Annotated in this window: 14 protein-coding genes; 5 read left to right on the top strand and 9 right to left on the bottom strand. The window is 37.0% G+C overall.

Annotated features, from left to right (window positions below; genetic code table 11):
* Positions 1-4: 4 nt before the first annotated feature.
* The 4 genes from M0G43_RS00535 to M0G43_RS00550 form a co-directional block, all read right to left on the bottom strand.
* Entirely contained in the window at positions 5-2,311 is a 2,307-nt protein-coding gene (locus M0G43_RS00535) for a glycoside hydrolase family 65 protein (RefSeq protein WP_248022543.1), read from the bottom strand.
* Positions 2,312-2,380: 69 nt separating this feature from the next.
* Complete coding sequence (pgmB, locus tag M0G43_RS00540; protein ID WP_248022544.1) at positions 2,381-3,046, bottom strand: beta-phosphoglucomutase; 666 nt, start codon at positions 3,044-3,046, stop codon at positions 2,381-2,383.
* Positions 3,043-4,410, bottom strand: a complete 1,368-nt coding sequence (locus M0G43_RS00545; RefSeq protein ID WP_248022545.1) for an MFS transporter — start codon at positions 4,408-4,410, stop codon at positions 3,043-3,045. The genes pgmB and M0G43_RS00545 overlap by 4 nt, the downstream gene beginning before the upstream one ends.
* Positions 4,411-4,549: 139 nt before the next feature.
* Entirely contained in the window at positions 4,550-5,590 is a 1,041-nt protein-coding gene (locus M0G43_RS00550) for a LacI family DNA-binding transcriptional regulator (protein ID WP_248022546.1), read from the bottom strand.
* Positions 5,591-5,930: 340 nt separating this feature from the next.
* Here M0G43_RS00550 and M0G43_RS00555 point away from each other — a divergent pair, with 340 nt between their 5' ends.
* The 5 genes from M0G43_RS00555 to M0G43_RS00575 all read left to right on the top strand — a co-directional run bounded on the left by M0G43_RS00555 (position 5,931) and on the right by M0G43_RS00575 (position 16,079).
* Positions 5,931-8,780 (top strand): SusC/RagA family TonB-linked outer membrane protein, encoded by a 2,850-nt coding sequence (locus M0G43_RS00555; protein WP_248022547.1) that lies wholly within the window; start codon positions 5,931-5,933, stop codon positions 8,778-8,780.
* A gap of 26 nt (positions 8,781-8,806) precedes the next feature.
* A complete protein-coding gene (locus M0G43_RS00560; protein ID WP_248022548.1) occupies positions 8,807-10,393 on the top strand; it encodes a RagB/SusD family nutrient uptake outer membrane protein in 1,587 nt (528 codons plus the stop codon).
* A gap of 13 nt (positions 10,394-10,406) precedes the next feature.
* A complete protein-coding gene (locus tag M0G43_RS00565; RefSeq protein WP_248022549.1) occupies positions 10,407-11,507 on the top strand; it encodes a SusE domain-containing protein in 1,101 nt (366 codons plus the stop codon).
* A 4-nt stretch (positions 11,508-11,511) separates the two neighbouring features.
* Positions 11,512-13,140: a SusE domain-containing protein gene (locus M0G43_RS00570; RefSeq protein ID WP_248022550.1), complete on the top strand. Its 1,629-nt coding sequence runs from the start codon at positions 11,512-11,514 to the stop codon at positions 13,138-13,140.
* 68 nt (positions 13,141-13,208) lie between these two features.
* The gene (locus M0G43_RS00575) at positions 13,209-16,079 is read left to right on the top strand and encodes an alpha-amylase family glycosyl hydrolase (RefSeq protein ID WP_248022551.1); all 2,871 of its coding nucleotides are present in this window, start codon (positions 13,209-13,211) and stop codon (positions 16,077-16,079) included.
* A 75-nt stretch (positions 16,080-16,154) separates the two neighbouring features.
* Here M0G43_RS00575 and M0G43_RS00580 read toward each other — a convergent pair whose 3' ends face one another.
* The 5 genes from M0G43_RS00580 to M0G43_RS00600 are packed head-to-tail and all read right to left on the bottom strand — an operon-like array spanning position 16,155 to position 22,846.
* Positions 16,155-18,740 carry a hypothetical protein gene (locus M0G43_RS00580; protein ID WP_248022552.1) on the bottom strand — a complete coding sequence of 862 codons (2,586 nt, stop codon included), beginning with the start codon at positions 18,738-18,740 and terminating at the stop codon, positions 16,155-16,157.
* 13 nt (positions 18,741-18,753) lie between these two features.
* A complete protein-coding gene (locus M0G43_RS00585) occupies positions 18,754-19,785 on the bottom strand; it encodes a UDP-glucose--hexose-1-phosphate uridylyltransferase (protein WP_248022553.1) in 1,032 nt (343 codons plus the stop codon).
* A gap of 5 nt (positions 19,786-19,790) precedes the next feature.
* Positions 19,791-20,942 carry a galactokinase gene (gene galK / locus M0G43_RS00590; RefSeq protein WP_248022554.1) on the bottom strand — a complete coding sequence of 384 codons (1,152 nt, stop codon included), beginning with the start codon at positions 20,940-20,942 and terminating at the stop codon, positions 19,791-19,793.
* The gene (locus M0G43_RS00595) at positions 20,943-21,848 is read right to left on the bottom strand and encodes an aldose 1-epimerase (RefSeq protein WP_248022555.1); all 906 of its coding nucleotides are present in this window, start codon (positions 21,846-21,848) and stop codon (positions 20,943-20,945) included. It lies immediately after the preceding gene.
* Positions 21,848-22,846, bottom strand: coding sequence for a winged helix-turn-helix domain-containing protein (locus M0G43_RS00600; protein ID WP_248022556.1), 999 nt, complete (start codon positions 22,844-22,846; stop codon positions 21,848-21,850). The genes M0G43_RS00595 and M0G43_RS00600 overlap by 1 nt, the downstream gene beginning before the upstream one ends.
* Positions 22,847-22,860: the final 14 nt, after the last annotated feature.

Consider the following 22,860-nt stretch of genomic DNA (forward strand, 5'->3'; position numbering starts at 1 on the left):
AAGCTTAAACCGTCACCAGATTATTAGGACTGACCGTTACAGCTTTTCCATTGACCAAAATCTCTAAATCTGATTCACCAGTCAATTCAAAATTGGTGGCATTTTGACCAATGGAGATTTTTAAAATATGGTTTCTGAAATTCACTTTAAACGAATAGCCATCCCATTGTTTAGGAATTTTCGGCTCGAATGATAACGTGTCGTTGACTACACGCATGCCGCCAAAACCTTCCACAATACTCATCCATGTTCCAGCCATTGACGTGATGTGAAGACCTTCATGAACTTCTTTGTTGTAATCATCCAAATCAAGTCTCGACGTTCTCAAGTAGAATGTATAGGCTTGCTCCATTCTATCAAGTTTAGCCGCTTGAATACTATGCACACAAGATGACAATGAACTTTCATGAACTGTAAATGGTTCGTAAAAATCGAAATGACGTTCCAATTCTTCAGTTGAAAAATGGTCTTCAAAGAAATAAAAACCTTGCAACGTATCAGCTTGTTTAATATATGGTGAACGCAATATTTTGTCCCATGACCATTTTTGGTTAATAGGTCGTTGCGATTTGTCAAGATTTTCAACCGTCACCAAGTCTTTATCCAAAAATCCATCTTGTTGTAAAAACACATTGTGCTTTTCAGAATATGGAAAATACATCTTGTCTGCAACGTCTTTCCATTGGTCCATTTCAGATGAAGACAGGTTTACCTTATTCATAATACGAGCGTAATCCGAATTGAAATCAGATTTCACTTTTTCAATATTTTCCAAAGTGTAATCAATACACCATTTTGCAATGTAATTTGTGTACCAATTGTTGTTCACATTGTTTTCGTATTCGTTCGGACCCGTAACTCCGAGAATGACGTATTTATTCTTATCAGTTGAAAAATTAGCTCTTTGATGCCAAAAACGTGCAATTCCAATCAATACTTCCAGACCTTTTTCTGGAATGTAGCTATAATCACCAGTGTATCTGTAGTAGTTGTAAATTGCAAAGGCAATAGCTCCATTTCTATGGATTTCCTCAAACGTTATTTCCCATTCGTTGTGGCATTCCTCACCGTTCATGGTCACCATAGGGTATAAGGCTGCGCCATTTTTGAATCCCAATTTTTCGGCGTTTTCAATAGCTTTTTCAAGGTGATGGTAGCGATATGCCAATAATTTTCTTGCAACTTCTTGGTCTTTGGTAGCCATATAGAACGGGATGCAATAGGCTTCAGTATCCCAATACGTACTTCCACCATATTTTTCACCTGTAAAACCTTTAGGACCGATATTCAAACGTGCATCTTTACCCAAATAAGTTTGGTTCAACTGGAAAATATTAAAGCGAATACCTTGTTGGGCTTTCACATCACCATCAATCGTGATGTCAGCCATTTCCCATATTTGCGACCAAGCTTCTTTTTGCTCTTGCAACAACGCATCAAATCCTAATTGAGTGACTTTTTGCAAATTGTTCTTTGCAGCCTGAACGAGGTCCTCCTTTTTATGGTTTCGGTCAACAGTATAACCACCGAACTTTGTTACCGTAATTGTGTCACCTTTATGAAGCTGGTTTTGATATTGAAACTCGATATAATCTACCGCATCGTTAATCGTTTTTTCCTGTTTCAGCACTTTGCCATTTACAGAAATAATTGATTGCATATACGTGCAGACATGGAATTCCGTTTTCATGGTATGCGAACGTATGAATGCTTGGTCATTTTCAAAACTGACATCCATGGTGTTCCAGAATTTATCGTCCCAATTGCTGTCTTCATTAGTGATTCCAGCATCGAGATACGGCGCAACGACCACTTGGGCATCATTGTTCAATAATGTCAAATTATATTCAATTGCTCCCAATTCATCCTGATTCAAACTCAAAAAGCGTTTGGCATCAACTTTAACTTCAATAAAATTATGCAAAATCACCTCAAAGCTTCTAGCGAGCCATCCTTCTTTCATGTTCAATTCTCTTCGGAAATTTTTGACTTCCTTACATTTTGCTAAATCCAACACTTCGCCATTTATGGTGACATTAATGCCAATCCAATTTGGTGCATTGAGAACTTTGGCAAAATATTCTGGATAACCATTCTTCCACCAACCCACACGGGTTTTATCTGGATAGTAAACACCAGCGATGTAACTTCCTTGAAACGTTTTACCAGAATATTGCTCTTCAAAATTGGCACGTTGACCCATGGCACCATTTCCAATGCTGAACAGACTTTCCGAGGATTTTACTCTTGAGGCATCGAAACCCTCTTCAATGATGGACCAACCATCTGGTTTTATATAATCTTGATTCATTTTTTATAGATGTTAGATTTTAGATTTTAGACCGTTTCTCTGTAAGATGTGCTGGTCAATATCCGTTCTCTATGTTCTTTTTTCGTTAATTAAATTTGTTAGGAATTCATTGCTGATTTCTGAAAAATCATTGAAGACATAATCGGCTTCCTTTAAGGTTTCTTTATCTCCAATACCGATGGATATCATGCTGGCAATGTTCGCCGCTTTCACTCCTGCCACGGAATCTTCAAAAACAATACAATCTTTTGCATTGCAGTTCAAGTTCTTCGCAGCATTTAAAAACACCTCTGGATTTGGTTTTGCTTTTGATACGTCGTTTCCGTCCACGATGCTTTCAAACTTGTCAAGAATATTGACTTTTTGAAGAATCATTCTAGCATTTTTACTTGCGGAACCCAAGGCGATTTTTTGATCATTTTCAATAAGGAATGTCAAAACACGGTCTACATCTGGAAGAATTTCTGTTTCATCCATTTTTTTAATATAAGCTAGATAATCATCATTTTTTAGTGCCATCAATTCCATAAATTCGTCTTCAGAAATACTTTTGTTTCCCCACGACAGAATTTTTTCCAATGATTTTACACGGCTGACACCTTTAAGCTGCTCATTTTGATGTTCCGTAAAATCGACACCAATGCTGTTGGCCAATTTTTTCCAAGCCAAAAAATGATACTTGGCCGTATCGACTATCACTCCGTCAAGGTCGAATATGAAGGCTTTTTTATTCATGTGCTTTTATGTATTACATCTAATTTATCTTTCACTTTAAAGGATAGTAATCCTGCAATGATTAAACTGATACCGCTGGCTACGATCGCAAAAATTGCTTGATCGTTGTACACATATTTAACCAAAGGACCTCCAATGACACCATTGACTATTTGAGGAATCACGATGAAAAAATTGAAAATACCCATGTAAACTCCCATTTTCTTTGGAGAAATGGAGCCTGCGAGCATAGCGTAAGGCATTGAAAGAATACTTGCCCATGCAATTCCTATACAAATCATCGGAAGAATAAGTCCGTATTCGGAAGAGGTAAAGTAAATCATAATCAACCCTAAACCTCCTATAAATAAAGCATATGCATGAGTTTTTTTCCTACTTATTTGTTTTGCTATAATTGGCAATAGAAACGCAAAAATGGCAGAAACACCGTTGTAAATCCCAAATAAAATTCCGACCCAATTCCCAGCCTCTTGATAAGTTTCACTACTTGAATCATTGGAAGGCAGCCCATAAACATGTTGCGCTATGGCAGGAACCGAAAATACCCACATACCGAAAAGTGCAAACCAAGAAAAAAATTGAACCCAACTTAACTGTCTCATGGTTTGAGGCATCTTTCTGAAATCATCAAAAATGTCGGTCAATTTTGATTTTGGTTGTTCACCATCAATCTGAAGTGCTTCTCGATGTGATTTTTCATCTTCAAATTGAGCCAATTCTTCTGGCGAATACTCTTTAGTGGTAAAAATTGTGATAAGTATGGAACCTATTAGCACAATTGCTCCAATTATAAAAGACCACAATAGATTATCTGGCACTGTGCCGTCAGGAGAGTTTTTTGCAACCCCGAACCAGTTGGCAAACACCCATGGAAGCCATGAACCTATAACAGCACCAATTCCAATGAGTGCAGTCTGAATACTAAATCCTTTCGTTGTTTGCTCATCTGCAAGATTATCTGCCACCAAAGCTCTGAATGGTTCCATTGCAATATTGAAGGATGCATCCATTATCATAAGCATACCAGCGCCTACCCAAAGAGCAGGCAAAATGGCAATCATAAAATCAGCTTGCGGAATGAGTATCATTCCTACTGATGCCAACACGGCACCCAAAAGGAAAAATGGCTTTCTTCGTCCAAAACGTGTCCATGTATTATCACTGTAATGCCCAATTATTGGTTGAACAATCAATCCCATAATAGGAGCAATTAGCCAAAACCATGACAACTCATGGACGTCTGCACCAAATATTTGTAAAATTCTGCTAGCGTTAGCATTTTGAAGTGCGAATCCCATTTGGATTCCCAAAAAACCGAAACTCATGTTCCAGATTTCCCAAAATCCGAGCGTGCGCTTTTTCATCTATAGTATGTATTAAATTACTACTATTGATAAGCGAAATACTTATCAAAACTTATTTGTGAGAAGTGAAAATATAAGTTTTGATATAATAGAATCAGGCGTAAATATACTAAAGTTTTTAATTAAACCTACAATTTTATTATTTGGTAGATTCGCGTTCTATAAGATTTGTCTCGATGACAACGGTCTGAAAACGTTCTTCATCTTCCTCATGTTCAAGCTTATCAATCAACAAATCTGCCGCCTTTTCTCCCATTTCCTGACCATGTTGACTCACCGTTGTAAGGCTAGGTGTCGCATGTTTGGATAATACTCCATCAGTAAAACCGATAACTTGTATGTCATCAGGAATTTTCATGTTCAACTTTCTTGCGACCTTCATTGCGATAATGGCATAAAGCTCATTCACTGCAAAAATACCATCGATGTTTTTGTTTCGTTTGAATAAACCTTCTATTTCGTCTTCAAGTGAATCTAAATGATCTTCTGACAACAATTCATCATCAACCTTTAATATTAAGTTTGAATTTGGAATCATTTTATGATCTTCAAGGGCTTCAAGATATCCCTGTGTTCTTAATCTGCCAACACTTACGTAGTCTTTAGTAGTAATGATGGCAACATGTTTGCAGCCATTATTAAGAAGTTTATTGACTGCATTTTTGGAACCTTTCATATCATCGATAATGACTTTGTCACAAATGATATCGTTCACAACCCTATCAAACATCACGATGGGCATTCCCTGGCTAATGGTTTCATTAAAGTGGTGATAATCTTGTTGCTGAAGTGTTTCTTTTGAAATTGAGAGAATAAATCCATCAATACTTCCATTGGCAAGCATCTGCATGTTAATCACCTCTTTATCAAAAGATTCATTGGACAACCCAACAATTACATTATAACCCCTTCTATTTGCAACCAGTTCAATTCCTCTAATAACTTTAGCAAAAAAATGATGAACAATCTCTGGAATAATAACACCGATGGTCTTCGTCTTCCTATTTTTAAGACTTAATGCAATGTTATTTGGCCGATAATTATAGAGCTTTGCAAATGCCTGAACCTTTTCTCTGGTATCTTCACTTATTTCGATGCTGTTTCGTAAGGCTTTTGACACCGTGGATATTGAAACATCAAGTTCTTTGGCTATTTGCTTAAGAGTAATTTTCTTTCTCATCTATTATTTGAAATATGAGCGAATTTAATGAAAAAGTTCCACTATTAAGATTTTTTGAAAATCCGAAGTTGGCATTAAAGAGGATACATTATTGTTTATTTGACAAATTTTAGGTATTTTCATTATCATCTAGCCAAATAAAAAAAAGTTTTTAACACGAAAACGTTTTCGCGAACCTAATTAGGACATGCATACAATGTAGATACCTAAAATTTACATAGATTTAACCCGAGAAGTGAAAATATATTAAATTTTAAAAGCAACTAACTCTTAAGAATAGTGTATGAAAACATTTTTAAATAGTTTATTACTACTGACATTATTTGTTCCCTCAATTCTCATGTCACAATCCACTGTTTCGGGTACTGTAACAGAAGAAGCTAGCACATTGCCTGTGCCTGGTGTAAATGTTATTATTAAAGGTACCAGTACTGGGACAACGACAGATTTTGATGGTAAATATTCCATAAATGTCAAGACGGGAGATGTCCTCGTATTCTCTTACATAGGATATAAGACACAAGAAATTACTTATAACAACCAATCAACAATTAATATTTCACTAGCTGAAGATACAGCAAAATTAGATGAAGTTGTGGTAATTGGATACGGTACAACAACCGTTAAAGATGCAACAGGTTCTGTTGAGAAGATTGATTCGGAAACGTTTAACAAAGGTGCAATCGTTTCACCTGAAAACCTTTTGGCAGGTAAGTCTGCTGGTGTTAGGATCACGTCCTCTTCGGGTTCACCTGGCTCAGGAGCAGAGATAAGAATTAGAAATGGTGGTTCATTGAGTGGAAGCAATAGCCCTCTAATTGTCGTCGACGGAATTCCATTAAGTGGTCAAAGTATCAATGCAATCAATCCAAATGAAATTGAAAGTTATACAATCTTAAAGGATGCCTCTGCAACTGCAATATATGGGTCTAGAGCGACTGCTGGGGTTGTTATAATCACGACAAAAAAAGGCAGAACAAACACTCCGCTACAAGTTGAATATGATCTTCAAATTTCAACTGGTAAACTGATAGACAAAGTAGATGTTTTAAGTGCTGACCAATTCAGACAGTACATTATAGACAATGGCGGTAACGAGAACCTATTAGGTAATGCAAAAACTGATTGGCAAGATGAAATCTACGAAGCTGCACAAGGCGGAATACATAACCTAACAGTTTCAAAAGGTTTTAAAAACAGTTCCATTCGTGTCAACTACAACCTTGCAAATCAAAATGGTATTTTATTAACTTCTCAATACAGAAGAAACGCTATTAACCTTAACTACGAACATCGTTTGTTGGACGATCATTTAAAGGTAAATATTACTTCCAAGGGTAGTTTTGTTGACAACCGTTTTGCTGATGAAGGAGCAATTGGAAGTGCTTTGTTCTTTGATCCAACGCAACCAGTTGAAGGAAACTGGGCTGGTTACTTTGAATTTGAAGACGAAGATGGCGTTAGAAATTTAGCACCAAGAAATCCGGTTTCTTTATTGTTACTTAGAGATAACAGACAACGTGCAAAAAGAAATATTTCTAATATTCAGCTAGACTACAAATTCCATTTCTTACCTGAGTTAAGATTAAATGTTAATGCTGGCTTTGATTATGAAGAATATGACGGGCGCTATTTTACAGATCCTAGTGCAGGTTTCAACAATTTGAATGCCGATCAATTTGCATCACGTGGCACATATTTCGGAACAAACAAAAATCGTCTTTTGGACTTATACCTAAATTATAAGAAAGATTTAAATTCAATTGTTTCTAAAGTAGATGTTACAGCTGGTCATACGTATCAAAGATTTTATAATATAGGTGAGTCGAGAGATCTCAATACCGCGACAGGTGAATTTGATGCTGTAGTTCCTCCTTCACCTTTCCAACTTATATTAGAATCTTATTTTGCTAGAGCCGAAATTACTTTAGCGCAAAAGTATATTTTTACTGGTACTTTTAGAAGAGATATCACATCACGTTTCTCTCCAGACAATAGAAATGGTAACTTCCCTTCTGCAGCTTTTGCTTGGTTAGCTTCTGATGAAGATTTCCTTAAAGATTTAAATACTTTTAGTAATCTTAAGTTGAGATTGAGCTGGGGTGTTACTGGTCAGCAGGCGATTGGTGGAGCTTTCCCTTATCTAGGCGTTTACAGTTTGGGTGATATTCAATCCCAATATCAGTTCGGAAATCAATTTGTTCCAACTATCAGACCAGAAGGTTATAACGAAGATTTGAAATGGGAAGAAGCCACAATGTATAACGTTGGTTTAGATTATGGCTTGTTTAACAACAAGATCACAGGTACTGTAGATTTATATTACAGAAAGAATAAAGACCTTTTGCAGTACGCTCCTGTACCTGCAGGAAGTAATTTAGAGAACTTTTTGGATCAAAACGTTGGTGAAACTGTGAGTCGAGGTGTTGAATTTGGTATTAACTTCTCACCTGTGAAAAATGACAATTTTAACTGGGATGTAAGTGCTAACTTTACTTTAAGTGATGTAGAAATTACTAAACTTACCCTTAACGATGCACCAGGCTCTATAGGTACCCCTACCGGCCCGACCCTTTCTGGTGGTGTAGGTAATTTAATTCAAATTAATACAGTAGGGTACGAACCAAATGCATTCTATGTTTTTAAACAAGTTTATGGTGCTGATGGACAACCTATTGAAGGTGCATATATGGACCTAAACGGTGACAATGTGATCAATGATAGTGATAAATACCGATATCAGTCACCTACTCCAGATGCATTTTTTGGTTTTACTTCAAATATGAGCTATAAGAATCTCGATTTGAGTTTTACATTAAGAGGAAGTTTAGGAAACTATATGTATAACAACTTTAAATCTGCGAATGGTTACGGTCAGGCAATATTGAACCAAGTTGGAAATCAGCACTATGGAAATGGAAGTACAGATGTGTTGAATACAAACTTTGTAAATAACCAACAATTTTCCGACTTATATGTTGAGAACGCTTCATTCTTGAGAATGGACAATATATCACTAGGTTATAATGTGCCTTTTGAAAAAATCAAGTTTAGAGCGTCTTTGACAGCACAAAACGTATTTACCATTACCGAATATTCAGGCTTGGATCCTGAAATTGCGAGTGGTGTTGATAATAACGTATACCCAAAGCCACGTACATTTGTTCTTGGTCTTAATTTTACATTTTAAAAAAGAACTATAAAAAGAAAGAAATTATGTTAAACAAAATTAGAAAAACAGCTCTATTGGCTTTTGGACTTCTGGCCATTGTTTCTTGTACCAAAGAAATTGATGACTTAAGGCCTATTAACCAAGCGACGGCTGACGAGATTTTTAATGACCCAGCATCTTACCAATCTTTTTTGGCAAAAATATATGCAGGATTGGCCATAAGTGGGCAACAAGGACCTGCTGGAAATCCTGATATTTCAGGATTAGATGAAGGATTCTCCAATTATTTACGTTTATATTGGAAGGTACAAGAACTGACTACTGATGAGGCTATTATTGGATGGAATGACGGAACCATAAAGGATTTACACTATCAGAACTGGACAGCAGGTAATGAATTTATTGGTACGATGTATTCTAGAGTTTTATATCAAACAAGTTTGTGCAATGAGTTTATTAGACAAACCACTGATGCAAAACTTGATGAAAGAGGTGTTGACGGAGATTTGCGGGCTCAAATTCAAACTTATAGAGCAGAAGCTCGCTTTATGAGGGCATTGAGTTATTATCACGCTTTGGATTTGTATAGAAATGTTCCTTTTACCACAGAAAATGATATAGTTGGAGCCATTCTTCCTACGCAAACGAATGCAGATGATCTTTTTGCTTACATAGAGTCTGAATTGATAGCTATTGATTCAGATTTGATTGCAGCTCGTCAAAATCAATATGCTCGTGCTGATAAAGCTGCTGCTTGGATGCTTTTAGCAAAACTTTATTTAAACGCAGAAGTCTATATCGGTGAGAATAGATACAATGACGCAAGAATACAAGTGGAAAAAGTGATAGGAGCAGGTTATACATTAGAGCCTAACTATGAGCACTTATTTTTGGCAGATAACGATCAATCAAATGAAATTATCTTCCCTATAGCTTTTGATGGATTATATACACAAGCTTTTGGTGGAATGACCTTCTTGTGTCATGCACCTGTGGGTGGTGATATGTCGCCAGCTGATTTTGGTGTTAATGGAGGTTGGGCTGGTGTCAGAACTACTAGTTCTTTTGTTGAAAAATTCCCAGGCATGGCAAACTCTTCTGACGGTAGAGAATTATTCTTCACACAAGGCCAATCATTAGAAATAAATGACGTTTCTGATTTTCAAGACGGTTATGCCATCGCAAAATACAAGAATGTAGACAGAAATGGAAACCCAGGATCAGATCCTTCCGGAGATTTTCCCGATACAGATTTTCCAATGTTCAGATTGGCTGATGCTTATTTAATGTATGCAGAAGCAGTTCTTCGTGGCGGAGGTGGAGACGTTGGTACAGCTGTGGGATATATCAATTTGTTAAGAGAACGTGCTTATGGTAATTCTTCAGCCAATATTTCTGCTGGAAACCTAAATCTTGATTTTATCATCAATGAAAGGGCTCGCGAGCTTTATTGGGAGTGTCATAGAAGAACTGATTTGGTAAGATTTAACCAATTTACTTCGAACGGTGTCTGGCCATGGAAAGGAAACGTTCCAAGTGGGACTACTACAGCGTCATTTAGAGATGTATTTCCTATTCCTACATCAGACTTAAGTGCTAATCCTAATTTACAACAAAACCCAGGTTATTAATAAAATTTTAATCATGAAACATTTATATAAAAAATTAGGTTTATTGAGCTTGGCTATTATTTGCTTCACCGCCTGTGAAAAATCGGGCGATGAGTTCACGGCATCCAACCAAGGTGACTCTATTTTATTAGAGGCAGATATTAGCACCATAGACCTAGACGATACAAACCCTAGTAATCCTGCCGTTACATTAACGTGGAGTGATGCTAATTATGGTGTTCAAACAGCTATAAATTATACCGTTGAAGTATCTGCTGATCAAAGTTTTTCTGCACCATATGTGGCTGGAAATTCAACTGATACAGCATTTTCATGGACAACCTCGCAATTGAATGCGTCTGCTTCAAATGCAGGATTAGATCCGTTTGAATTTGCCTCTCTGTATGTGAGGATAAAATCTTCTGTGGGATCACAAAATAGTCTTCCGAGCTTTTCCAATGTGATTATGCTTATGGTAAAACCTTACTATAATTATCCGTATGTGGATCTTTATTTTGTAGGTCCAGCAAGTGCATCTGGATGGGAGAATAACAATAGTAACGCTGCTCTGTTTAGAAGTGCTACGGAGGATAACATTTATACCTATACTGGCTACTTTAATGCAGATCAGTTAAAAATGCTTGAAATGCGAGGTGCTTGGGCTCCTCAATATGGTGGCACTGGCGGAAGTTTAGTATATAGACCTACTGAAGCTGCAGACGATCCTTCACCAATAGCTGACATAACATCAAGTGGATATTATACATTCACAGCAAATTTATCTAATTTGACCTACAGTGTTGAACCGTTTGATGTTGGCTCATCTCCAACTTTAAATTCAGTTGGAATTGTGGGCTCTGCAACTCCAAGCGGTGGTTCTGAAACTGCTCTTCAAAAATATGGTATCGGTGGAAACGTTTTTGATCCTCATATATGGTATTCCATGAATATTCATTTAGTTCCAGGTGAGCTTCAATTCGTGGCTAATAATACTGATACTTGGGGAAGTGATACACAATTTTCTGGTCAGACAACTCCAAATGGTGGAACAATTACCGTGATTGTTGAAGATGACTATGAAGTTTGGTTTAATGATTTAACTGGTGACTATATCCTAATTCCTTTAAACTTATAAGATTATGAAATTTTTATTAAGAAGATTTAGTATCGTATTAGCATTACTTCTGGTAATAGGTTGTAGTGAAGAAGATTTGACTATTACAAGTCCAGATAGTTTTCAATTGGTAACTCCGGAAGCCACCAACATTAATTTGAATTTTGCTTTTCCGGACAATCCAGCATTCACACTGGCTTGGATAGACAATATGACTGGAGCAAGTAATTATACCATCGAAATGGCTACAGATGGAGATTTTACTTCACCTATACAATTGGGCTCTTCAAACACCAACACATTTACAATGTCTGTTGCTGAATTTAATAATGCGCTTATAACGGCAGGAATAAATGCCTATGAAAACACTTCTATTTTCATGAGAGTGTCGGCTGGTAACGTGTTTAGTAATACAGTGATATTTAGTGTGAATTCTTATCCTGAAACTCCTCCAATAATAGTAAGCCCTAACAGTGGTTTTGCAATTGTATTGTCAAGCGGTTCTGCTGGCGATGAAGCTATGCTCGTTGAATGGCAAGATCCAGATTTCAATACTGATCCATCAAATACTTTAGTTGATATTTCTTATGATTTGGAGGTAGCATTGGCAGGTTCAGACTTTGCGAACGTTGTTACAGCTGGATCTGTTGATAATATGACTAATCTTTCTATATCACATTCTGATTTGAATGCAGCGGCCATAAATGCTGGCATAGCACCTGAAGAAATGGGTAATTTAGATTTAAGAGTAAAAGCAACTATACAAACTGCATCTGGTGATATTGTCAGATATTCAGATAGCATAATGATTGAGGTTACAACATATGCAGGTATTTCTACATGGGGTATAGTTGGTTCTGGATATAATAACTGGGGTGCATTTGCTGACGCCCCTTTTTATACGACTGCCCAACCTAACGTTATTGTTTCATATGTAACCCTTGTAACTGGTGAAATTAAGTTTAGAGAAAATAATGATTGGGGTAATAACTTTGGAGACACAGGTGCTGATGGTACTTTGGATGCTGGTGGAGATAATATAGCTGTCACAGCTGGTAATTATAGAATAACTATCGATTTCAATACGAACACATACACGATTGAACCTTGGTCATTGGGTGTTGTAGGTTCGGCTTATAATGATTGGGGAGCTACGACAGATGCTAAATTTTATTACGATTTCACAACGAATACTTTTAAAGTAGGAATCAAATTGATAGATGGCGCAATTAAATTTAGAGTGAACAACGATTGGGGCACTAATTATGGTGGTTCTAACGGCATTTTAAGTATTGGTGGCAGTGACATTATAGTGGCTGCTGGATTTTATACAATAACTGTTGATTTAAATAATAACACCTACTCTATTGTATCCGATGACATATTAGGAGTGGTGGGGTCCGCTTATAACGATTGGGGTGCAACCGCCGATTTTTCATTGACAGAAGTTAATCCTGATATTTGGGTTGGAGATATTATAACACTGATCGATGGGGCAATGAAATTTAGAGTTAATGAAGATTGGACTACGAATTACGGTGGAACTGCAGGAATATTAAGTCTCAATGGAAGTGATATAAATGTTACTTCAGGTTTATATCGAATAAGAGTTGATCTTGCCAATAATACATATCAGTTAAATCAAGTTCAATAAACCTAATTTAAACACAATAAAGGGCTGACTTTGGGGTCAGCCCTTTTTGAATTAAATAAATTTAAGCTATGAAAAAAATTATCCTATTTCTTTTTACACTACTAACTACAATGTGCTATGCACAACAACAAACAGTTACCTATAGTGTAAATCCTTCTACATTTGAAGAAACAGATAACATAACATTGACTTTTAATGGTAGCAGCATTAACGAATCTCTTTGGGGAGTATCGGGAAACGCACTGTACCTTTGGGCATGGTCTTTTGATTTAAACAACGCAAATATCATGGACTGTCCAACAAATGGTACTTGGACAAACTCAAGTGAAGCAAATCGTTTAACTTATAATGCAGGAACTGATACTTATACCATTTCGTTTGTGCCAAGCACCTTTTATTCAAGAACAGGTATTGGACGCATAGGATTTTTGGTCAAAGCAAAAAATGGTACTGGAGATAAGAAGAGCCAAGATATTCTATTAAATGTTGGGACGTTTCAAGTCAATATGACAACTCCTCAACAAAATAGTTCTACGATTTTGGCTTCTGGCGGGAGTTTAAACATCGTTGCTAGTAATACAGGAGGAAGTGCAAGTTATGTTCTAAAGTCCAATGGCTCAACATTAAATACAAATGCTTCCACTTCAAATTATGCATATACTCATTCAAACATTACTTCGAATCAAAATTACCAGTTAGAAGTAACTTTGGGAGGTTCAACGATTACGAAATTGTTTTCAGTTATTGTAAACCCCGGTACAGTTACGCAGACTATGCCAGCCAATATGGTAGATGGTATTAACTATATCTCTAATACTTCGGTACTTCTTGTTTTGAATGTTCCTAATAAGGATTTTGTATATGTAGCTGGTAGCTTTAATAACTGGCAGCCAGGAACATCATATGCTATGAAAAAAGATCCTTCCAATGGTAAATTCTGGTTAGAGATTACCGGTCTTACTGCTGGTCAAAATAATACCTATCAATATTGGGTTGTGGATGAAACACCTATTTCTGGCTCGCCAAGATTAGTTAAAACTGCTGATCCATTCTCTACATTAGTTCTATCGCCTTTTGACGACCCAGGAATATCTCCAATCTCTTATCCTAATATTCCTGCTTATCCTTCAGGACAGGAACGAGAAGTCACACTTTTCAAAACTGGAGAGACGCCATACAATTGGCAAGTGACTAATTTCGTAAAGCCTAAAAAAGAAGATTTAGTTGTTTATGAAGTATTGATTAGAGATTTTGATGCAAATAGAAACTATCAAACTCTTATTGATAAAATTGATTATTTCAAAAACTTAAATATAAATGCAATCGAGTTAATGCCAGTAATGGAATATGAAGGCAATGAAAGTTGGGGTTATAATACAGCCTTCCACATGGCACTGGATAAATATTACGGTACAGAGAATAAATTGAAAGAGTTTGTTGATTTATGTCATCAAAATGGCATCGCAGTTATTTTAGATATAGCCCTTAATCATGCCTTTGGTAGAAACCCGATGGTGCGTATGTGGATGAACGATCCTGATGGTGATGGATGGGGAGGACCAAGTTCTGAAAGTCCATATTTTAATCAAACAGCGACCCACTCCTACAGTGTAGGAGATGATTTCAACCATCAACTACCTATGACTCAATATTATGTTCAAAGAGTTGTAAAACATTGGATTCAAGAATTCAAAATAGATGGTTTTAGATGGGATTTAACTAAAGGTTTTACTCAAAATTGTCAAGGAAGTGATGGATGTACCAATTCATATCAACAAGATCGCGTGGATATATTGAAGGCTTACGCTGATTATTCGTGGTCATTAGACCCTACTCATTATGTAATTTTTGAACATTTGGGTCAAGAGAATGAGGAAAAAGAGTGGGCCAATTATCGTTATAATGAAGGCAAAGGCGTCATGATGTGGGGAAAAATGACTGACCCATATAATCAATTAACAATGGGCTTTAATTCAAATAACAATATCGCCGGAATTGGTCACAAATCTAGAACTCAATTTCAAGGACCTCGTGTGATGGGTTATGCTGAAAGTCATGATGAAGAACGTTTGATGTATAAAAATATTACCTATGGAAATAACACAAATGGTTCCTATAATGTAAGAAACTTGAATACAGCACTAGGTAGAATGTCTGCTTTGGGTGCTGTGACAATTCCTGTACCTGGCCCAAAAATGATTTGGCATTTTGGAGATTTAGGAATGCAGAATTCAATTTTCACTTGCTATAATGGTACTGTGAATGAACCGGGTGGAACTGACGGCGATTGTAAACTAGATACAAAACCTCAACCTCAATGGACAAATAATTGGTTAGGAGATGTGAATAGAAATAAAATTTATAACGATTGGGCTCGTTTGATACAATTAAAACAAGACGAACAAGTTTTTGAGGGAGATTATGATATTAATTCTGGTGGAACATTAACACCTAAAATTTATATATTCAATAATAGTTTGCCTTCAACACAGCTTAAAAATGTTGTTATTCTAGCCAATTTTGATGTGACTTCTCAAAATGTCACTCCAAATTTCCCATACGCTGGTGTATGGTACGATTTAATGGATCCAACTGGAGCAACTTCAATGAATGTTACAAACACTGGTGCTTCCATTCCGATTGCTGCAGGTCAATTCAAAATTTATGGAAATAGAGCTTCGACCCTAGGTGTAGAAGAAATTAACTTGGTTAATAATTTTAGAATTTACCCTAATCCTGTTAACAGTGCTTTTAACATCAATATCGCAGTAAATGAATTGGAAGTTTATGATCTAACAGGAAAATTGGTAAAGTCGTTTAAAGGAAATTTCACAACAACGGATTCTTTTGATATTTCTGATTTAACCCAAAGTATTTACTTGGTGAAAGTTCTAAATACAGAGGGTCAAACCTCAACAACTAAATTGGTAAAACTTTGAGTTAGTCTAAACCAATACCACCAACCAGAAGAAGAGCCTTTCCTTGTGATTTATAGGAAAGGCTTTTCGTTTTATTTAATTCAATGTAACCGATATGATTCCAATACCATGTGACGCTTGTCTTTCTTCAAAAGAAACCTCTGGACCTATCGAAAATTGAATACTTTCAATTCTGTTGATGTCTAACTTATCTGTGATATTGTGTTCTAAATAATAAGGCAAAAAACTTGGATACGGTCTTGGCAAAGTGACCGTCTTTACAGGTTTTAAATCTGAAATTGACAATCTGTAATCTTTGGTTTCTGTTCCGATTTCAATGACATTTCCGTAGGATGAACCATCGTCCATCACAATTGCAATTTGAAGTTTGCAAGGTTTATCATTTAGAGCCCTTCCTTTCAAAACAATATATTTTTTAGACGACAAATCTTCTCTTCTACCTTCAATTCTATCCGTCACAAAATGCTTGAATGTATAGTCATAAATGGGTTCAGAATTCAGATTTTCCTCATCCACTACAAACAGTTTTTCGATGTTCATCTGGTATTCCGCTTCTTTCGGATTTGAGGTGGGCACCAATTTAAAATTGTTTCGCCATTCTTTTACCAGCAAATCGGAATCCTCCAAAGCGTCAAACAACAGAATCGGGTTTGTAGATGGCACAACCGCCACTTTATAAGTTTCACTGTCATAAAAATCCCATTCAAACGGTCTGCCTGCTCTATCAGCAGGATAGGTCCTATAGTTTTCTCCCGTCTTTACAATGATGTTATAATTGAGATAACCTATGGAAATTTTATCGGTAGGAATGACGGCTTCATATTGATAGGCATTCGATTTTTTCATTTCGATATTAAATCGTTCGTTTCCGGAATAACCAACGACTTGAATAGTTTCTGGAGTTTCGGGAGAAATGTATTGAACTTCAATTTTCAAAGAAGAACCTTCTGCAATTTCGAGAATGGGTTCGTGCTTCAAGTATGACTTGTCAACGGTCGTCTTCGGAGCATAAAAATCTTTCAGTTGATTGGTCTTAAATATATCATTCGACTTCCAAGTTTTTTTGACACCAGCCTTGCTCAACATATACGTTCCAGGTCGAATGCTGAAGGCTTTTCCACTTGTTTTGGTTTGGAATGTATTATCATCATTAATGGCTTCAATCGCAAAATCAGTTCCCAAATTCTGGAGATTGATGGTCATTTGATGTGTTTCCCAATTGATGACACCAACCGTTTTATCAAAACTATTTCTTCCGAATGGATTGCTCACCCAAACCGCATCAGGCTGTACTTCCAACCGCCAAATACCATCTGAAATCCGGTCTAAAAAGTAAGCTCCTACTCCATCATATTTTACAACCGATGAATTACCAAAACCGGCAATTTCCTTCAATTTGGTTTCATCTTTAGGAATTGAATTCGTTGTATTCGTATAAAAGAACTTTTCATCTGAATTGTATTCCGCCAAATCAGATTTGTAATCCACCTTAAAATTTCCAAAGGAATTATTATCAGGGTAAGTTCCATATTCTTTGTACATCGGAACATTATGAAAAACTTCTGAACAGATTTTTAACGCCAATGCTTTTGAAGGCGTATAATTCAAATTCATATAATGTGTGTTGTACTCTGTATTGTAAGACGCCAAAAACGTTGGGTCATAGGCAAAATGCGTGGCGATTTGAATGCCTGCCGTCCTAAAACTCCTCGCCATCGCTGGATACATATACGATTTCCCTACATCGGCAGCATCAAATTCATAGACCAATTTGGCTCCGTTGTGTTTTTTGATGATGTCATCAAATGGCATATCATAATCATTGACGTTGGGCAACAAATTCCCTGACAGTTCTCTTTGATATCCCAAACCTGTTGGGTACCATTGAAACGTTCCGCCATCTGCACCACCTTTAAAATAGGCATCCATAAATTGGACGGCGTGACTCATATTGTAAAAAAACGGTTTTTTGGTGCCTGCTTTCTTCATCGCGTCGACCATTCCTTTGACAAATTTTGTGACGTCTTCAGGCTTTCCGCGATGGTGCGGCTCGTTGCTAACTTCAAAGGCAATCACATTCGGTTCATTCTTGTAAGCTACGCCTGTATAAGGATTGATATGGTTCAAAAATTGGAACAAATAATTCTGCTGCGCCTTGATGGCATCAGGATTTGTGAGGCAATCTGCTTTTCCATATTTGTGTGAAAATCCTGGTGTATCAGAATCAGGTTCAGGCCAACCATCGCCCCAAAAAGCAATGGGTGTAATCACATAATTGATGTTATGCTCTTTCAGTTTTTTCAACAGATAATCAAACGCATCCAAGTATTCATTTTCTAACAGATTACCTTCCTCATCGCTGATTTGCGTATCCCAAACGTGAAGCCTATACAAATCAAAACCCAATCGTGTGAAATGATACACATCATTGTCAATAGCTTGTTTTGGGTCAACACCCATTTTCTTGGCGTTTCGGTAGGCGTGGGCAAACGGTACGGTATAATTCACACCAAAACCATAAACTTCCTCCTTGGTTTTTTCCCAACGCATCACACCTTTATTATCGACATACACATTCCCTTGAGGCTTTTTGCCTTGCGAAAAAATAGTTCCGAAGCAACAAATCAATAAAATGGTCATTAATTTTTTTAGAATCATCATAATTTGATTTAAGTCAATTTTCAGCTAAATGTTTTAAGGTTTGCGCAGCAGATTCGGCTGTGATATCACGCTGTGGACTAGCGAACATCTCATAGCCAACCATAAATTTTTTCACAGTGGCACTACGTAACAGAGGCGGATAAAAACTCATATGCCAATGCCAATGCTCGTTCTTTTTGCCATTGCAAGGCGCCTGATGAATCCCGCTGGAATAGGGAAACGACGTATTGAACAACTTGTCATACAACTTGGTAATTACTGAAATAGCTTCCGCAAAAAGAATGGTTTCCTCTTCGGTCATTGCCAAAATATCTTTTTCGGACAACTTCGGGATTATCATCGTCTCGTAAGGCCACACTGCCCAAAACGGAATCAGAACCACAAAGGCTCTATTTTCAAACACAATGCGTTCTTTCAACTGCAATTCTTGTTTTAAATAATCACTTAAAAGCGTTCTTTGATTTTGCTCAAAATAATGCAGTTGATGTTTATCTTTCTTTAGAATCTCATTCGGTAAACTCGATTGGCTCCAAATCTGTCCGTGAGGATGCGGATTGCTACAACCCATAATCGCACCTTTATTTTCAAAAATCTGAACATATTGAATGTTATTAAGCTTGCTCAAACGTCGGAATTCATCTTGCCACGCATACACCACTTTTTGGATGTCACGAACGTTCATTTGTGCCAAACTTTTGGAATGGTCAGGACTAAAACAAATTACTTTACAGACACCTTGTTCACTTTCCGCCTTTAGCAACCCATTGTCGACTTTAAAAGATTTTGAATCACTTTGCAAGGCTGAAAAATCATTGACAAACACAAATACATTTTTGTAATCGGGATTAACTTCGCCGTTGGCACGCACGTTTCCAGCACATAAATAGCAGGTTGCATCGTGAACAGGACGCACCTCTTTGACCGTCTCTTCTTGCTGCCCTTGCCAAGGACGCTTGGAACGATGTGGAGAAACCAAAACCCACTCTCCAATGAGCGGATTGTAGCGTTTATGCGAAAAATTGTGGATGTCAGAATTCGTGTCCATTGTGATTAATTTTGAATGAGATGCGTTCCTTGTGATAATTTCACTTTATAAATAGAACAATGCTTTCCATATGTTTTTAAATATTTTTCTGAAATATCAGTCGCGTAAGAATCCATAGCATCTCGGTGAACAATATTAATGGTACAACCTCCAAAACCGCCACCCATCATGCGTGCGCCTTTGACTTGTGGATGCATTTTGGCTTGCTCAACCAAGAAATCCAACTCTGGACAACTGATTTTAAATTGATGCTGTGCACCATCGTGCGCCTCAAAAAGCAATTGTCCCAAAGCGTCCAAATCATCATTTTCAATGGCTTTCCCAGAATTCAGCACACGCTCATTTTCTTGTAACACATATAAAGCTTTTTGATACTCCACAGGTGTAAGTTGGTCTTCAATTGCCTTGAGACCTTCTTCAGTCGCGTCACGTAAAAAATCTATTTTCAGCAAATTGGCTACTTTCTCACAGACGTGACGCCTATCGTTATATTCTGCATCCACCAAATTATGGCTCACATTGGTATTAATCAACATAATGCCATACTCTTTAAAATCGAGCTTGTAGGATTTTGATTCTTGCGCTCTGCAATCGAGCAACAGCGCACTGTCTTCCACTCCAAACATACTTGCGTATTGGTCCATAATTCCGCAACGAACACCAACATAATTATGTTCTGCTTTTTGTGAAATTGCAATCATTTCGTGTTTGGTGAGATTCAATTGGAACAATTCATTCAAACCGAAAACGATGCTGTTTTCCAAAGCTGCTGATGATGACAATCCTGCACCTTTCGGAAGGTCACCGGCAAAAACGACATCGAAAGGTTGTACTACAATTCCTTTCTTCTGAAGTTCTCCAACAACGCCGACCACAAAGTTTTTCCAATTGCCGTTTGTGATAGGTTCAATGGCATCCAACGCAAATTCGTAGGTTTCTTGTGCATCCAAAGCGAAGGCAGTACAATTGGGCGAAGAACTCTTGCCAATAGCGGCAATAATGCCTTTGTCGATGGCGGCCGGAAACACAAAACCCTCATTGTAATCGGTATGTTCGCCGATGATATTGATTCTTCCTGGCGAGCTGATGATTAACGGCTCACTTCCAAATTTCTCTTGAAATGCCTGTGTTACTTTATGTACGAGTTCTGTATTCATTTATGCAGTTGCATTAGATTTTACATCGACTTTCCAATACGATTCAAAACGTTCATTGGGCTGCAAAAGTTTCAAACCGCGAGGGTCGTTAAAACTATTGGCAGCACCAGATTGAGGCTCAATAGCGATGGTTTTCCGATTTGGAGGAATATAAATCTGAACGTAATTATTTGTTTTTGAAAAAGTGAAATTCAGGTGATAATCTGGAGTTTTGAATTGCAGTTGCTCGCCATCCATCAAAAAACAATTATCCAATTCTAAATCCTTGATTTTTGAATTGTCAAATATTTCCACTTCTTCTTCGTGTGTGGGAATCAATTGTGAGTTGACCAAAATCTTTCGGTGGCAATTCAAACTTAAATAACTTTCGGATAGATTGCTCGAAACAAAATAGGGATGCCAGCCAAGCGTAAACGGAAAGGCACGATTGTCCATATTCTTTATGTCAACAATCATTTCAACAGAACTTTCCTTGAAAATATAACTTGCTGTCAAAATATATTTGAATGGAAAACCAGCATTATTTCCGTTCTCGATGTGTCGAACGTGAACCACAGCGTCATTTTTATAGCCAAATGAATGTACCAAATCAAAAGGTTTGTTGTAAACCAATCCGTGCAGCGCGTTGTTCTCTTCAACTTTATTGATATCCAACTGATACGATTTTCCATTGAAATGATATTGGCCGTTTTCAATGCGGTTCACAAACGGGAACAAGATTGACGATGCATAAGAGACCTCATATGCGACGGTTTCTTGACTCGAAATTACAGTCGCGCCATCCAAAATCAGTTCTTGCAAACTACCTCCCAAATTCAAATCAATTTTGGCATAAACTTTTTCAGTTGAATGTTTCACTTCAACATAATTCCCTGATTCTTTCTGTATGTGATTGACCTCAAACATCACAAAGATTTTCTGATAATCAAAGCATTAGGATTTTCAATTTTTAAATGTTCTTTGTTCAAAATCATTTGGGCCAATCGTTTTCCCATTTGGTTAAAATCGGTTGAAATAGTGGTGATGCCACCTTCCACAATCTCTTTCATCAAGGTATCGTTATAGGAAATCACGCCTATGTCCTGTCCCAAAATCAAGTTTTGGTCTTTGAGTTTCTTGATGAACAGAATCAGATTTTGATCATCTAAAATCAGGTACACCTCTCCTTTTTGAAGTGTTCTGTCTTTTAGTGAATTGATGACTTCACAAGGGAAATCGGTGTGTTTTCGGTATTTCTGAAAGCCGTTCAACATTCCCAAAGGCTGTTTTTTGTCTGGAAAAAGGAGTACTACCTTTTTATAATTCTCAATAAGGTTTTGAGCTTGCATTAAACTGTTAAAAATGTCCGTTTCAAAATTTTGATAAATGGCTGGATAATCAGCTAACTCCTCGTTTGTTTGGTCCAAAATGAACACCTTATCGCTAGGCAATTTTTCAATGACACTCGACGTATTTTTAAGATTGGCAGGCATAATAACGTAATGGTTATAATTGCCCAAATTGTCATAAATCAGCTTTCGGAACATATCTTCATTGAAGTGATGAAAAAAAATATCCACCTGAATGTTCTTATCCAATTCATTGATAAAAGACGTGTACAAATCCTCTTTGAAGGCATTGAGTTCATCAAACAACAAGAATATTTTTTGCGTTACTTGAATATGTTCGCTCTTGATATAATAACCTTTCCCAACTACAGATTCTACAATTCCGCGGTTTTTCAGTTCGTTAAAAGCCATCAAAACGGTATCTCTCGACAAGGAAAATTGGTCTCTTATATGATTAAGTGATGGCAAGGCATCACCTTTCTTCAGAGTACCTTGTGTCAAGGCATTCTCTATAGAGTGCACAATCTGTTTGTACTTTGGAGTTCCTGATTGTTCTTTTACTGAAATTAATGCCATAATGCAAATATAAA

Source organism: Subsaxibacter sp. CAU 1640, from assembly GCF_023156585.1.
Classification (GTDB): Bacteria; Bacteroidota; Bacteroidia; order Flavobacteriales; family Flavobacteriaceae; genus JBPOFM01.